This window comes from Limimaricola variabilis (assembly GCF_034371605.1).
Taxonomy (GTDB): domain Bacteria; phylum Pseudomonadota; class Alphaproteobacteria; order Rhodobacterales; family Rhodobacteraceae; genus Limimaricola; species Limimaricola variabilis.
The window spans coordinates 1,741,198-1,755,647 of the sequence record NZ_CP139691.1 but is presented as its reverse complement, the minus strand read 5'-3'; the positions used below and the strand labels follow the sequence as shown (position 1 = coordinate 1,755,647).

Here is a 14,450-nt window from a genome sequence, read left to right as displayed (position 1 = left end):
ACGATGACCGATCCGATCCGCTGGGGCGTGCTGGGCGCCTCGAAATTCGCGCTGGGTGCCATGGCCCGTGCAATCCATTCCGCCGAAGGCTCCGAACTCGTCGCGCTGGCTACCTCCTCCGAGGAGAAGGCCGCGCCCTTTCGTGCCTTTCAGCCGCGTCTCAGGGTGCATCTTGACTATCAGGCGCTGCTCGACGACCCCGAGATCGACGCGGTCTACATCCCGCTGCCCAACGCCATGCATGTCGAATGGACGCTCAAGGCGCTCGAGGCGGGCAAGCACGTGCTGTGCGAGAAGCCTCTCGCCATGCAGGCCTCGGAGTTCGACGCGGTGATCGCCAAGCGCGATGCGACCGGGCTGATGGCGGCCGAGGCCTATATGATTGTGCATCACCCGCAATGGATCCGGGCCAAGGAATTGGTGCAAGGCGGCGCGGTGGGCGAATTGCGCCATGTCGAGGCGGCATTCAGCTTCAACAACGCGGCCCAGACCGACAACATCCGCAACAAACCCGAGACCGGCGGCGGCGGGCTGCCCGATATCGGCGTCTATGCCTTCGGCTCGGTCCGCTTCGTCACCGGCGAGGAGCCGCAGCAGATCCGCCACGCCAACATTCGATACGAGAACGACGTCGACGTCTATGCGCAGGTCGCGGCGCAGTTCGAAAGCTTCGAATATTCCGGCATGGTCTCGATGCGGCTGCATCCGCGCCAGGAGGTGACCTTTCACGGCGACAAGGGCGTGCTCAAGATGCTTTGCCCGTTCAACGCCAACAGCTTCGGCCAAGCCGAGATGACGCTTGAGACAGAGGGCATGCGCGTGGTGCATGAGCGCTGGCCCGGCGTCGATCACTACAAGCTCCAGGTCGAGGCCTTCACCGCCGCGATCGGCGGCGCGGACTACGCCTGTCCGCTGGAGTTCAGTCGGGGCACGCAGGCGATGATCGACATGGTCTATGCCAAGGGTGGGAACGGCTGAGCCGGATCGCGGTTGTTCCGGCGAAGATCACCGGAGGCAACCGCGATGGCTGACCAGATGAAGATCCTCGTGCTCGGCGCGCATGGTGTGACCGGGCAGGAGGTCGTGAAGCAGGCAGTGGCGAAGGGCCACCATGTCCGCGCCGCCGAGATGAAATGGCCCGACGATGCGCCCCCCGCCGGCCACAACGTGGATCGGGTGACGGCCAACGTGATCGAGGACGATCTCGGCCCCATCGTCGATGGCGTCGACGCGGTGATATCAGCGCTGGGCGTGCCCGGCGATCCCAAGACGCTGATGGATCCGCCGCCGCTCTACACGATGGGCACCCGCAACCTCATCGACGCGATGGATGCGCGAGGGGTAAGGCGGCTAGTTACGATCTCGGCGAGCTTCGTGGTCACGCATGACCGGGGCCCGCTGCTGTTCCGTACCACCGCCATTCCGGCCCTGACCCGTGTGCTGCACCAGATGGGCGAAATGGAGGAGATGCTGCGGGGAAGCGATCTCGATTGGACCGCCGTGCGTCCCGGCTGGCTGCTGCCCGAACCGTTGACCGGTGACTACGTCGTCACGCCCGACGTCATCCCCGAGGATCTGATCCGGACCCGTCACGCCGACCTCGCGCATTTCATGCTGCACTGCGTCGAGAGTGGCGAGTGGGTGCGCGCCACCCCCGCCATCGCCCGTGCCGAGGCCGAGGAGCTGAGCTCGTCCTTTGAGGTGGTCAAGGAGATGCTGGCCTGACCCGCAGGAGCCGATGGCTGGCCCAATATCGACACATTCACGAGTCATGACCTATCCCGAAGTAGTGGTCGCCAGAAAGCGACCGTTGGACATGGGGCAGGAGGCATCATGATGTTCAAAACCTATCTCGCGGCTGGAATCGCGGCGGCGGGCCTCGGTCTGGCGGCGCCGGCCATGGCGGCGCCGACCCAAGCCGCGATCGACGCCGTGGTGGCGCACCTCGTCAGCCAGGGCTACAGCGGCGAAATCCGCATCCGGCCGAGCGGCGACAAGCTGATCGTCGAGGCCAGCGGCGCTTCGGGCAGCACCGAGCGCGTCTACAGCGATGATGGCAGCCGCATGTTCGAAGAGGAAACGCGCAGCGCCAGCGGCGCGAAGGTCGAACGCGAGTACGACAACGCCGGCAACCTCGTCGAAGAAGAATACGAATACGAAGGTGACGACGAGGATGACGACGACCGCGCCGAACGCGCGAAGGAAGAACAGGAAGATCGGCGCGAACGCGAGGAGGAGCGTGCCGAAGAGCGTGACGAGCGCGACGCTGAAAAGGCCGAGGAACGCGATGAGCGCGACGCCGAAAAGGCCAAGAAGCGCGAAGAGCGCGAGAAGAAGAAGTCCGAGAAGCGCCGCGAGCGCGACGAGGATGATGAAGACGATGACGATGACGATGACGATGACGACGACGATGAAGACGACGACGACGATGAAGATGATGATGACGACAAGGACGATGACGACGACTGAGGTCGCCCCGTCGTATCGCATCGCATGACATGAAGAGGGCCGGGGAATGATCCCCGGCCCTTGCCACGTTCAGGGGATGGGGCGGTCAGCCCTCCATCGCCTCCAGCTCGTCGATCATTCCCTCGATCATCGACAGGCCCTTGTCCCAGAAGGCCGGATCGCTCGCGTCGAGGCCGAAGGGCGCCAGAAGCTCCTTGTGGTGCTTGGAGCCGCCTGCCTTGAGCATTTCGAAATACTTCTCCTGGAAGTTCTCGCCGCCCTCTTCGTAAACGGCATAGAGCGCGTTCACGAGGCCGTCGCCGAAGGCGTAGGCATAGACGTAGAAGGGCGAATGCACGAAGTGCGGGATATAGGCCCAGAAGCTCTCATAGCCCGGCGCGAAGTCGAAGACCGGCCCGAGGCTCTCGGCCTGCACGCTCATCCATAGCGCGTCGATGTCGTCGGGCGTCAGTTCCCCCTGCGCGCGGGCCGCGTGCAGCTTGCACTCGAAGTCGTAGAAGGCGATCTGCCGCACGACCGTGTTGATCATGTCCTCGACCTTGCCGGCGAGCAGTACCTTGCGCTCGTTCTGGTCCTTGGCCTTGGCGAGCAGCTTGCGGAAGGTCAGCATTTCGCCGAACACGCTCGCGGTCTCGGCCAGCGTTAGCGGGGTGGAGGACAGAAGCTCCCCCTGATCCGCGGCGAGGCGCTGGTGCACGCCGTGGCCCAGCTCATGCGCCAAGGTCATCACGTCGCGCGGTTTGCCGAGATAGTTCAGCATCACATAGGGATGCACAGTCGAAACGGTCGGGTGCGCAAAGGCACCCGGCGCCTTGCCCGGCTTCACGGCGGCGTCGGTCCAGCCATCCTCGAAGAACGGCTTGGCCAGCTCGGCCATGCGCGGGTCGAAATCGCCATAGGCCTCCTCGACCATGGCGCGCGCCTCGTCCCAGCCGACGATCCGGTCGGTCTCCATCGGCAGCGGCGCATTGCGGTCCCAAACCTGCATCCGGTCGAGGCCGAGCCATTTCGCCTTGAGCGCGTAGTAGCGATGCGACAGGCGCGGATAGGCGGCGACCACCGCGTCGCGCAGCGCCTCGACCACCTCGGGCTCGACGTGGTTCGACAGGTGACGCCCGGTCTGCGGCGTCGGCATGCCGCGCCAGCGATCCTCGATCTCCTTTTCCTTGGCGAGCGTGTTGTGTACGCGTGCGAAAAGGCGGATCTGCGATTTGAACACCCGCGCCAGCTCGTGCGTCGCGGCCTCGCGCTTGGCGCGGTCCTGCTCGGTCAGCAGGTTGAGAGTGCCCTCGATGCCGAGCTCCTCGCCATCGACGGTGAAGGTGAGACCGGCGATGGTCTCGTCGAACAGCTTGTTCCAGGCGGCCGCGCCGACGCTCGACTGGTCGTGCAGGAATTTTTCCAGCTCGTCCGAGAGCTGGTAGGGCTTCATCGCACGCATCCGCTCGAAGACCGGACGGTAGCGGTTCAGCTCTTGGCTCTGGCCAAGCAGGGTTTCGAGATGATCCTCGTCGAGACGGTTGAACTCCAGCCCCCAGAACACCAACGGCGTGGTGTAGGCGGTGATCCGGTCCTGGCAGTCGGACATGAACTTGGCCCGCTCGGAGTCGGTGGTGTGCTGGTAATAGCGCAGCCCGGCATAGGACATGATGCGCCCGGCGACGACGTCGATCCGCTCGTAACGCTGCACCGCCTCCAGCAGCCCGGCGGCGTCGAGCGTGGCGAGCTTGCCCTCGTAATCGGCGGCGAACTCGGCGCAGGCCTTCTCCAGCCAGTCGATGTCGTTCTTGATCTCGGCGCTGTCGGGAGCCGGGTAGAGATCGCTCAGATCCCATTCCGGCAGGTTGCCCAGGGGGCGGCCCCCGGTCTCGGTCGCGGCGTCGAAGCGGGGGGTGATGGTCATGGGCGAACCTTCCGTTGCGGTGTTACGAAGGCGAAAGATATGGACGGCAGCGGGGCGGCTCAACCCGTCGCGACGGGCTCAGCCGTCGAAGGCCTCGTCGCGCATGCTGCGTGCCTTCTCCAAGGTGGCCTCCGCCTCGGCCGGATCGTCCTCACGCGGGGCGACGAGGCGTTGATCGGCATTTGGGGTGAGGCAGAGATCGGCGCGGACCGGGTAATGGTCCGAGCCGATGCCCGGCAACACCTGAAAATCGGCCATGGCCAGCCCCTGCTGCCACAGGATCTGGTCGAGCGGCCATTTCATCCACCACGAATTGGCGTCGAAGCTCGGCATCGGACCGCGCCCTGCACGCGGATCGATCAGCTGCCCCAGCCGCAGCGTGCGGCGGGCGGTGCGCTCCCAGGCGGCGGCGTTGAAATCACCCGCGACGATCGCGGGCAGGGTACCGTCGCGCGCCTCGATCGCGGCCTGAAGCATGGTCGCGTCGCGCAGCGTCGAGGGCTGGAAGTAATGCGGCGGTCGGGGATGCACCCCCAGCACGCGGACCTGACCCGCCGGGTGTTCGACCACGCCGTCGAAATAGGGCGTGTCGGCCCCGAAGGGAAAGCGCATCTCGGCGCTGGCGAAGGGATGACGCGAAAAGACGTGCATCCCGTAATAGGTGGCCTCGGAAGGGATGTCCTGCTGGTGGTGGTCATAGCTGGCATCGAGTGCGGAGAGCGCCTCGTCCCACCATTCGTCGGTTTCCAGCACCAGGAAGAGGTCGGGATCCTGCTCTCGGGCCAAGGCGATCACCTCCTCCGCCTGCCGGTTCGAACGCTGGACGTTCGCGACAAGGATGCTCAGCCGCTCCTCGGGCGCGCAGCTGGCGAGGCCGGGGTCCATCTTCGCGGCCAGCGGCTGGTAGGGCCAAAGGCGATAGCCGTGGTAGCCCAGCGCCAGCACCGCCAGCAGCGTCAGCCAGCGCGCCGCGCCCCGGCCAATGCCGCCCAGACCGGCCATCAGCGCCCAGAACCCCACGATCAGCGCTGCGAACTGCATGCGCGGGAAATCGAGATAGCGCACCCACCAAGTGTCGGTCTCCCACAGCGGCAGGGCCGAGGCGATGATCAGCAGAGCGAGGACGATCCCGGCGATGACGGCGAGGGCATGTCTCATGCGGCGGTGTCTCCTCCATAGGCGGCAAGCATGTCGCGCAGGTCGTCGAGCGTGTTGATCTCGTCCAGCGGCTTGTCATGGCGCCAGCGCAGCATGCGCGGAAAGCGCAGGGAGACGCCGGACTTGTGGCGCGGGCTGGGCTGGATGCCCTCGAAGCCGATCTCGAAAACATGTTCCGGTTTGACGTGACGCACCGGGCCATAGCGTTCGAGCGTGTTTTTCCGCACCCATGCCGTGATCTTGCGAAACTCCGCATCGGTCAGGCCGCTATAGGCCTTGGTAAAGGGCACGAGCCCGTTGCCGTCCTTCACTGCGAAGGTGAAGTCGGTGAACATGTTGGCGCGGCGCCCGGAGCCGGCCTGCGCATAGACCATCACCGCGTCGATGGTGAGCGGATCGACCTTCCACTTCCACCAATCACCCTTCTTGCGTCCCGCAAGATACGGGCTGTCGGCCCGCTTGAGCATCAGCCCCTCGGCCATCAACTCGCGCGAGCGCGCGCGTTCCTCGGCGAGCTGGTCGAGGCTTTCGACCGGGACCAGCGGCGAGAGGCGGAACGGTGCCTCGGGCGGCAGATCCGTCCCCAGCGCGTCGAGCCGGGCGCGGCGCTCGGCGAATGGCAGGGTGCGGATATCCTCGCCATCCTGCTCCAGCAGATCGTAGCCCATCAGGATCACCGGCGCTTCGGCCAGGAGCTTCTTGGGCACCGTCTTGCGGCCGATGCGCTTTTGCAGCGCGTTGAAGGACAGCGGCGCCTCTTCCCCCCAGGCCAGCATCTCGCCGTCGATCACGGTGCCCATCGGCAGGAAATCCTTCATCCGCGCTAGCTCGGGAAACCGGTCGGTCATCAGTTCCTCGCCGCGGGACCAGAGATGGTGATCGCCGCCGCGCAGGATCAGCTGGCCACGGATGCCGTCCCATTTGCGCTCGGCCATCCAGTTCGCGGGATCGCCAAGATCTTCGGGGCTATCGAGCTGGTAGGCGAGGTAGAAGGGATAGGGGCGCGACAGGCTCGCGGTCGGGTCCGGCTCGTGCACCAGCGCGTGCCACGAGATGTCGTCGGGCGTCCACGACCCCATCAGGCGATGGGTCAGCTCGGCCTCGTCGATGCCGGTGGCTTGCGCCAGCGCCCGGGTCATCAGCTTCTGGCTCACCCCGACGCGAAAGCTGCCGGTCAGCAGCTTGGTAAACAACAGCCGCTCGGTCGGCCCGAGCACGTCCCAGGCCGCGAGGATGCCGGCCTTGCGCGCGGCATCGTCCTGCTTCGATAGGCGGCGGATCTCGCCGATCCAGTGGCTGAGCGGGCGGTCCTCCTCCCGTTCGGCCGGAGGCAGGACGAGCGAGATCGTCTCGGCAAGATCGCCGACGATCGGATAGGCTTCCTCGAACAGCCACAGCGGGATGCCCGCGCGCTCGGCCGCCCATTCGCGCAGCACGGTGGCGGTGATCGTCCGGCGCGGACGGCGGCCCGAGAACAGCGCGATGGTCCAAAGCTTGTCGGCATCGGGCGCCTCGTCGAAATAGGCGGCCATCGCCGCGACCTTCTTGGTCGTGCGGGTGGTCTGGTCGACGGCGCGGAACAGTTCGGCAAAGCGTTTCACGCAGCCTCCCCCTCGTCGTCGGCATCGACGTTCTCGCCCGCATATTCGGTCGAGACGACATGGGCGTCGAAGCCCTCGCTCTCCAGCCAGCGGCGGAAGACCGAGGTGTAGCCATGGGTGACGAAGATCCTTTGCGCCCCCGTCTCGCGGATCGCGGCGTTCAGGCCGGGCCAGTCGGCATGATCGGACATGATGAAGCCGCGATCCGCCGCCCGCCTGCGACGCACCCCCCTGAGCGCCATCCAACCGGAGGCAAAGGCGGTCGAGGCCGGGTTGCCCGCGACGTTGAAGCGCCGCGCCCAGGGGCCGCCAAGGCCCGAGGGCGTGGCGACGACCAGCGCGCCGGCATGCGCCTTGAGATCGAGATCGGGCGTGACCCGGATCGTGTCGGGAAGCTTGATGCCCTGCGCGCGCAATACCGCGTTGGTGTTCTCGACCGCGCCATGGGTCAGGATCGGGCCGATCGAACTGTCGGCCAAGGACAGGATGCGCTGTGCCTTGCCCAGCGCATAGGCCCCGATCAGGGAGAACCGTCCCTCGGCGGCGTTGGCGGCCCACCAAGCATTGAGGTCACGCGCCAGATCCGCCTGCGGGGTCCATTTGAACACCGGCAGACCGAAAGTGGATTCGGTGATGAAGGCGTCGCACTTCACTGGCTCGAACGGGGTCGAGAGCCCGTCATCGATGGTCTTGTAATCGCCCGACGCGACCCAGACCTCGCCCTTGCGCTCGACCCGGATCTGCGCCGAGCCGGGCACATGGCCCGCCGGGTGGAACGAGACGGTGACGTCGCCGATGCGGCGCGTCTCGCCATAGCGGATCGTGTCGAGGGAGATATCGCCCAGCCGGTGCCGCATCACAGGGGCAGCGATGTCCGTGGCGAGGTAGCGGTTCATCCCCTCATGCGCGTGATCGGCATGGCCATGGGTGACGAGCGCGCGGTCAACGGGGCGCCAGGGGTCGATGTAGAAATCGCCCGCTTCGCAGTAGATGCCCCGGTCGGTGAAAGTCAGCAGATCGGCCATACCCCCGAGGGTAGTGCGAGGGGCGGGGCCGGGTAGGGCGTATTTGTGGAGCGGTGAAGGGGAGGGGGCGCGCCCCTCCCATCGCAGTGGACCTGATACGCGAGGGCGCGGAGCCCCCGGCGGGTCAGGCCACCTCGCTCAGCGTGGCCTTCGGCGTGATGCCCAGCGCGTGGCAGACGTCGCGGGTCAGGTCCGGCTTGTTGAGCGTATAGAAATGCAGGTGCTCGGCGCCGCCGGCGATCAGCTTGTCGCACAGCTCGGTGGCGAGCGCCGTGGCCAGCAGGTCGGCCTCGGCCTGATCCTTCGCGTGATCGAAGCCGTCGGCCATGACCTGCGGGATCGAGGTGCCGCACATCGCCGCGAACTTGCGCGCGCCCTTCCAGTTCTCGATCGGCAGGATGCCGGGGATGATCGGCCCGGTGATGCCGGCCTTCTCGCAGGCGTCGCGGAAGCGGAAGAAGGTGTCCGCCTCGAAGAAGAACTGGGTGATGGCGCTATGGGCACCGGCGTCGAACTTGCGCTTGAGATGCTCGACATCGGCCAGCTCATGCGCCGCGTCGGGGTGCCGCTCGGGATAGGCGCCGACGCGGATGCGGAAGCGGTCCATCGCCGCCAGCGTCTCGATCAGCTCGACCGAGCCGGAAAAGCCCTCCGGATGCGGCCGGAAGCCGCCCGAGCCTTTCGGCGGGTCGCCCCTGAGCGCCACGATCTCCTCGACCCCGGCCTTGGCATAGCCCTGCACGATGTCCAGCGTCTCGGCCTTGGTCGCCTCGACGCAGGTCAGGTGGGCGGCGACGCGCAGCCCCGCCTTCTTGTGGATCGCGTCCACCGCCTCATGGGTCAGCTTGCGCGTGGTCCCACCGGCGCCATAGGTCACCGAGACGAATTCCGGGCCCATCGGCGCCAGCGCCTGCACCGTGTCCCACAGGCGGAACGAGCCCTCGATGTTCTTCGGCGGAAAGAATTCGAAACTGACGGCGGGGCGGGTCATGGACGATCTCCTTTGGATGGGGAGCTTGTCGCAGATCGGGTGACGTGAGACAAATTCATAACCCTCACCACGATGATGAGTTTCACTTGCATATCGAGTTCCGGCACCTGCGCACGATCAAGGCCATCCACGACACCGGCGGTCTGGCTCGGGCGGCCGATCTGCTGAACATAACACAGTCGGCGCTGTCGCATCAGATCAAGGGCATCGAGGATCAGGCCGGGGTCGAACTCTTCGTGCGCCGCTCCAAGCCCCTGAAGCTTTCGGCTGCGGGGCTCAAGCTTCTGGCCGCGGCCGAGGACATTCTGCCGCGCGTCGCCGAGCTCGAGGCCGAGTTCGCGGGGCTGGTCGCGGGCAAGTCCGGGCGGCTGCACATCGCGATCGAATGCCATGCCTGCTTCGAATGGCTGCTGCCGGTGCTCGAGCAGTTCCGCAAGGCCTGGCCCGAGGTCGATATCGACATCCGTCCCGGCCTTGCCTTCGAAGCGCTGCCCGCGCTGCGGCGAGAAATGGTCGACGTGGTGATCTCCTCGGACCCCGAGGACCTGCCGGAGACCGATTTTACGCCGCTTTTCGACTACGAGCCGGTGTTCCTCTGCGCTTCGGGACACCCGCTGGCCGACCGTCCGCATGTCGAGGCCGAGGATTTCGCCGGCGAGACCCTGATCACCTACCCGGTGGAGCGGGCGCGGCTCGACGTGTTTACCGAGCTTTTGACGCCCGCACGGGTGGAGCCGGCGGCGATCCGCCAGGCCGAACTGACGGCGGTGATCCTGCTGCTGGTGGCGTCCGGGCGCGGCGTGGCGGTGCTGCCCGACTGGGTGGTGCGGCACCTGCGCGGCCATCCCGACTACGCGATCCGGCCGCTGACGGCGCAGGGTCGGACCCGCAGGCTCTATGCCGCCACCCGCAGCGAGGACACCGCCCGGCCCTACATCGCGCATTTCAACCGGCTGGCCCGGCAGGAGGCGGTGAAGCTGCAGCGCGGCTGAGCGCCCTCTTGCCCGGCGAGCGCCAAGCGGCTATGGCGCCGTGATCCGTACATCTCAGGGCCCCGAAGGGCCTGACAGCCCCAAGCCTCAGGAGGCCCCGATGGCCCGTTCCGCCAATCTCAACGTGATGATGAAGACCGCGCGTCGCGCCGGTCGCGCGCTGCTCAAGGATTTCGCCGAGGTCGAGCAGCTGCAGGTCTCGACCAAGGGGCCGGGCGACTTCGTCACCCGCGCCGACCGGCAGGCCGAGCAGACCATCCGCGAGGCGCTTTTCGAAGCGCGCCCCTCCTATGGTTTCCTTGGCGAGGAAGGCGGCCCGATCGAGGGCGAGGACCCGACCCGGCGCTGGATCGTCGACCCGCTCGACGGCACCACCAACTACCTGCACGGCATGCCGCACTGGGCGATCTCGATCGCGCTTGAGCACAAGGGCAAGATCGTCGCCGGCGTGATCTACGACCCGGTCAAGGATGAGATGTTCCACGCCGAGAAGGGCGAGGGCGCCTGGCTCAACGAGAGCCGGCTGCGGGTTTCGGCGCGGCACCGGCTGGTCGAATCGATCTTCTCGAGCGGCGTGCCCTGCGCCGGGCGCCGCACGCTGCCCGCGATGATCCAGGACATCGCCCGCATCGCGCCCGAGGTCTCGGGCCTGCGCCAGTACGGCTCGGCCGCGCTCAACATGGCCTATGTGGCAGCCGGCCGCACTGAGGGCTTTTGGGAACGCGAGCTGAAGATCTGGGACATCGCGGCGGGAATGATCATCGTCACCGAAGCCGGCGGCTTCGTCGGCCCGATCCGCGACGGGCACGACCCCCTCGAGCATGGCGACCTCGTCGCGGCCAATGCCGACATCTTCGAGAAGTTCGCGAAGCTGGTCCGCGCCCGCGAGGCCTGAGCCCGCTAGCGGTCGGCGGAGTGATTGACGCCGTCCGACCACGGGATCTCACCGAGATCGCGGGGGTTCAGCCCCGCGATCGCCCCCATGTTGACGCTGTATTCGTTCGGGTTCGAACGGCGCTGGTGATGCGTGTGAATGCCGCAGATCCGGCAGAACCAGTGCTTGGCGGTCATGGTATTCCACTGGTAGAGCGTCAGCGCCTCCGCCCCGCGCAGCAGCTCCAGCTGGTCGAGATCGACCGGCCCGGCGATGTAACCCCGCCGGCGGCAATAGGAGCAGTCGCAGCGATGCGCGCCTGACAGGCCGTGCTTAAGATGCACGCGCAGCTCGACCGCGCCGCAATGGCAGCTCAGATGATGAACCGGTTGCTGGAGTGTCATCGGCGTCTCCTGACGACGGGAATGTTGCTGCGCCCGAGCGGCGGGGCAGGAGGGTGCGGGGGCAGGCCGTGGGTGCGGCTCCAGAAGGCGGGGCCGCCGCGCCGGAGCCATGGCCGCACGGTCAGCGCGAGCCCGGCGGCGAACCCGCCCGCATGGGCCCAGTAGGCGACGCCGCCCGTGGTCGGATCGGCGCCGAGCCCGCCCAGCACCTGCAGTCCGAACCATACCGCCAGCACCAGCCAGGCCGGCACCGGCACGACCCGCAGGAGCACGAAGATGTCGACCCGCGCGCGGGGGAAAAGCAGCAGGTAGCCGCCCATCACCCCCGCGATCGCGCCTGAGGCGCCGATCGTCGGCACCACCGAGAACGGCTCGGTCGCGTATTGCACGAGATTCGCCGCCACCCCCGAAGCGATGTAGAAGCCCGCGAAGCCCGCATGGCCGAGCTGCTCTTCCATGTTGTCGCCGAAGATGAACAGAAACAGCATGTTGCCGAGCAGGTGGAACAGCCCGCCATGCAGGAACAGCGAGCTGAGAAGCGCCACCGGGTTCTCCAGCGCGGTCAGCCGCACCGGGATCATCGCCCAGTCGTAATAGAGGCGCGCCAAGTCATCGCCGGTGTCGAGCGTCACCACCATCCACAGATAGATCGCGATGTTGATGACGATCAGGCTCCAGGTGACCCAGGGCGTGCGGGTCGAAGGGTTGTGGTCGCGAATCGGGATCATGCGGGGTCCGATGTGGAAAGCTTGACTGGCGCGGGCGCGCCTGGGCAGCATGTAGCATGATCCGTGCCGCTGCCATGGTCCTGTGTCTCGCCGCCGCTCCGGCGGCGGCACGCGACTGTCCGCCGCCGCCCGACCATGGCGAGGAAAGGGCACAGCTGACCGAGCGGCTGGCCCGCGCCCCCGATCCCGGCACCGCGCAGCGTCTGATGGACCGGCTCTGGGAGCTGTGGCGCGACGCGCCGGACGCGGCGGCGCAGGACCTGCTCGATCGGTCCATTTCCCACCGTCTGGGCGGCCAGGACGAAGCGGCGCTGCAGCTTCTCGACCAACTGGTCGCGGAATGCCCGGATTATGCCGAGGGCTGGAACCAGCGCGCCTACATGCACTACCTGCGCGGCGATTACGCGGCCGCCCTGGCCGATATCGACGCGACGCTGGAGCGGATGCCCGATCATGTCGGCGCGCTGTCAGGGCGGGCTTTGGCGCTTTGGGAACTGGGCCGCGAGACCGAGGCGCGGCGCGCGCTCGACACCGCGCTCGCGCTCAATCCCTGGCTGCCCGAGCGCAGCCTGATCGAGGCACCGGGCACCGATATCTGAGCCGAGGACGCTTTACCGTCGGGCGCGGGCATCGTAAGCCTGCCGCCCGTGCCCGCGTGGTGAAATGGTAGACACACGAGACTTAAAATCTCCTGCCCTTCGGGCGTGCCGGTTCGAGTCCGGCCGCGGGCACCAAGAAAAACCCATAAACGTCCGATATATACAGCAAATTAAGGACATTTTGCGCGCCATGCGGAAAGATGCGGGCGCGCTGTCTTGCGAGAATCGCGCATTCCTGACACCCCTTTACGCACGAATCCCGCAGGTGCGTAAAATGGCGAGCATACGTAAGCATGGAAAAGGCTGGCGCGCGGAGGTGGCCCGGCAGGGCGTCCGCAGGTCGAAGGTGTTCGCCAGCAAGGCCGAGGCCAAGGATTGGGCGGCCCGGCAGGAATACGCCATCGTCAATGCCGACGCCATCAGGACCCGAGCGCCGTTCCGCGATGTCCTGGACCGCTACGCCCGCGAGGTCTCCCCGGGCAAGCGGGGTGCGAGATGGGAGACGCTGCGACTCGAGCGGTTCAAGGCCGACACCATCGGCGCGATCGCCATGGACGATCTGAAACCCGCTGACTTCGCGGAATGGCGCGACAGGCGGTTGCGCGAGGTGGCTCCCGGCTCCGTGCGGCGGGAGATGACGCTTCTGTCGGCCGTGCTGAATGTCGCGCGCAAGGAGTGGGGGATGATTTCGGTCAACCCGCTGTCGGACGTGCGCCGGCCGAGCGAGCCGCCGCCGCGCGATCGGCGCCCGACATCCGAGGAAATGGAGCGGCTTCAGATCAGCGCCGGCACCGATCTGACGACGGCGACGGGACGCACCTTTCACGCCTTCCTGTTCTCGATCGAGACGGGGATGCGTGCCGGGGAGGTGACCGCCATGCGCTGGCGCGACGTGGATCTCGCGCGGCGGATCGTCCGGCTTCCCATGACAAAGAACGGAACGTCGCGTGAGGTCCCTCTCTCGGCCGAGGCCGTACGGCTTCTGGAGGCCCTGCCGAAGATGGACCCGGTGTTCAACATCGCGAACCTCGATCCACTCTGGCGCAAGATCAGGAGTCGGGCCAAGGTGGAGGGGCTGAACTACCATGACAGCCGGCACGAGGCGATCACCAGGCTGGCGCGTAAGCTCGACGTGCTCGCCTTGGCGCGGATGGTTGGGCACAAGAACATCTCCCAGCTCCAGTCGTACTACAACGAGACGGCAGAGGAGCTCGCCCGCCGTCTCGACTAGACGCGGATCATCCGAACGCCGGACATGTGCCTGGTCTCGAGCTCGCCCGCCTCGACCTTGCGCAACACCGTGCGCTCCGAGCGCCCGATCTTCGCAGCGTATTCCTTGACGGTCAGCCATTGCGGTTCGGGCACGATGCGCGCCTGGCGCACCTGCTCTTCGAGGGCGGACAGCCTGGCCAGGATGAGATCCAGCGCCTCTGGATCCACGGCTATCAGCTGAGCGGCAGGCATGGGGTTCTCCTCCGATGCGGGGTGGGCGTCGACGGGCGGCGGGACGCGGTATTCATTCGAGGGCCGCCCGAACCAGGCAGTCCTTTGCCTCGAGCAGTTTGCGAAGGCCCGCGCTCTTTTCGGGACCATCGGGCAGCTGCTCGTTCATCTGTGCCGCCAGTTCACCCAAGGGCCGACTGACGACCTGAAGGTGCGGGGGCAGGTGAGCGTACTCGAAATACTTCATGATGGGGTTGGGCATG

At 66.7% G+C, this 14,450-nt stretch carries 16 protein-coding genes and 1 tRNA gene; 8 read left to right on the top strand and 9 right to left on the bottom strand.

From position 1 onward, the window contains the following. Positions 1-3: 3 nt before the first annotated feature. The 3 genes from T8T21_RS08715 (at position 4) to T8T21_RS08705 (ending at position 2,469) form a co-directional block, all read left to right on the top strand. Positions 4-978: a Gfo/Idh/MocA family protein gene (locus T8T21_RS08715; RefSeq protein ID WP_322335307.1), complete on the top strand. Its 975-nt coding sequence runs from the start codon at positions 4-6 to the stop codon at positions 976-978. A gap of 45 nt (positions 979-1,023) precedes the next feature. Beyond that, positions 1,024-1,725: an NAD(P)-dependent oxidoreductase gene (locus T8T21_RS08710; RefSeq protein ID WP_322335306.1), complete on the top strand. Its 702-nt coding sequence runs from the start codon at positions 1,024-1,026 to the stop codon at positions 1,723-1,725. Positions 1,726-1,899: 174 nt separating this feature from the next. Continuing rightward, positions 1,900-2,469, top strand: a complete 570-nt coding sequence (locus T8T21_RS08705) for a hypothetical protein (protein WP_322335305.1) — start codon at positions 1,900-1,902, stop codon at positions 2,467-2,469. A gap of 85 nt (positions 2,470-2,554) precedes the next feature. Here the strand turns inward: T8T21_RS08705 and T8T21_RS08700 are convergent, their stop codons facing one another. From T8T21_RS08700 to metF, 5 genes are all read right to left on the bottom strand, one after another. After that, entirely contained in the window at positions 2,555-4,372 is a 1,818-nt protein-coding gene (locus T8T21_RS08700) for a M3 family oligoendopeptidase (RefSeq protein WP_322335304.1), read from the bottom strand. Between the two features lie 78 nt (positions 4,373-4,450). Continuing rightward, positions 4,451-5,530, bottom strand: coding sequence for an endonuclease/exonuclease/phosphatase family protein (locus T8T21_RS08695; protein ID WP_322335303.1), 1,080 nt, complete (start codon positions 5,528-5,530; stop codon positions 4,451-4,453). Continuing rightward, positions 5,527-7,131: an ATP-dependent DNA ligase gene (locus T8T21_RS08690; RefSeq protein ID WP_322335302.1), complete on the bottom strand. Its 1,605-nt coding sequence runs from the start codon at positions 7,129-7,131 to the stop codon at positions 5,527-5,529. Before T8T21_RS08690 ends, T8T21_RS08695 begins: the two co-directional genes overlap by 4 nt. After that, positions 7,128-8,156 carry a ligase-associated DNA damage response exonuclease gene (locus tag T8T21_RS08685; protein WP_322335301.1) on the bottom strand — a complete coding sequence of 343 codons (1,029 nt, stop codon included), beginning with the start codon at positions 8,154-8,156 and terminating at the stop codon, positions 7,128-7,130. Before T8T21_RS08685 ends, T8T21_RS08690 begins: the two co-directional genes overlap by 4 nt. A 124-nt stretch (positions 8,157-8,280) precedes the next feature. Continuing rightward, positions 8,281-9,147, bottom strand: coding sequence for a methylenetetrahydrofolate reductase [NAD(P)H] (gene metF, locus T8T21_RS08680; protein ID WP_322335300.1), 867 nt, complete (start codon positions 9,145-9,147; stop codon positions 8,281-8,283). Positions 9,148-9,233: 86 nt separating this feature from the next. Between metF and T8T21_RS08675 the strand changes: the two genes are divergently transcribed. Together T8T21_RS08675 and T8T21_RS08670 are read left to right on the top strand one after the other, a co-directional pair. After that, positions 9,234-10,139, top strand: coding sequence for a LysR family transcriptional regulator (locus T8T21_RS08675; RefSeq protein WP_322335299.1), 906 nt, complete (start codon positions 9,234-9,236; stop codon positions 10,137-10,139). Positions 10,140-10,239: 100 nt separating this feature from the next. Beyond that, positions 10,240-11,034, top strand: coding sequence for an inositol monophosphatase family protein (locus T8T21_RS08670; RefSeq protein ID WP_322335298.1), 795 nt, complete (start codon positions 10,240-10,242; stop codon positions 11,032-11,034). Positions 11,035-11,039: 5 nt separating this feature from the next. On the opposite strand, the gene T8T21_RS08665 is transcribed toward T8T21_RS08670, so the two are convergent. Beyond that, positions 11,040-11,417 carry a GFA family protein gene (locus T8T21_RS08665; RefSeq protein ID WP_322335297.1) on the bottom strand — a complete coding sequence of 126 codons (378 nt, stop codon included), beginning with the start codon at positions 11,415-11,417 and terminating at the stop codon, positions 11,040-11,042. Beyond that, entirely contained in the window at positions 11,414-12,145 is a 732-nt protein-coding gene (locus T8T21_RS08660) for a rhomboid family intramembrane serine protease (RefSeq protein WP_322335296.1), read from the bottom strand. The genes T8T21_RS08665 and T8T21_RS08660 overlap by 4 nt, the downstream gene beginning before the upstream one ends. Positions 12,146-12,201: 56 nt before the next feature. Between T8T21_RS08660 and T8T21_RS08655 the strand changes: the two genes are divergently transcribed. The 3 genes from T8T21_RS08655 to T8T21_RS08645 all read left to right on the top strand — a co-directional run bounded on the left by T8T21_RS08655 (position 12,202) and on the right by T8T21_RS08645 (position 13,975). Further along, entirely contained in the window at positions 12,202-12,744 is a 543-nt protein-coding gene (locus T8T21_RS08655; RefSeq protein ID WP_322335295.1) for a tetratricopeptide repeat protein, read from the top strand. A gap of 50 nt (positions 12,745-12,794) precedes the next feature. Further along, a tRNA-Leu gene (locus T8T21_RS08650) sits at positions 12,795-12,879 on the top strand. A 139-nt stretch (positions 12,880-13,018) separates the two neighbouring features. Further along, a complete protein-coding gene (locus T8T21_RS08645; RefSeq protein WP_322335294.1) occupies positions 13,019-13,975 on the top strand; it encodes a tyrosine-type recombinase/integrase in 957 nt (318 codons plus the stop codon). On the opposite strand, the gene T8T21_RS08640 is transcribed toward T8T21_RS08645, so the two are convergent. Together T8T21_RS08640 and T8T21_RS08635 are read right to left on the bottom strand one after the other, a co-directional pair. Next, complete coding sequence (locus T8T21_RS08640; RefSeq protein WP_322335293.1) at positions 13,972-14,208, bottom strand: hypothetical protein; 237 nt, start codon at positions 14,206-14,208, stop codon at positions 13,972-13,974. The genes T8T21_RS08645 and T8T21_RS08640 overlap by 4 nt on opposite strands. A 52-nt stretch (positions 14,209-14,260) precedes the next feature. Further along, complete coding sequence (locus T8T21_RS08635; protein ID WP_322335292.1) at positions 14,261-14,449, bottom strand: hypothetical protein; 189 nt, start codon at positions 14,447-14,449, stop codon at positions 14,261-14,263. Between the last annotated feature and the right edge of the window lies 1 nt (position 14,450).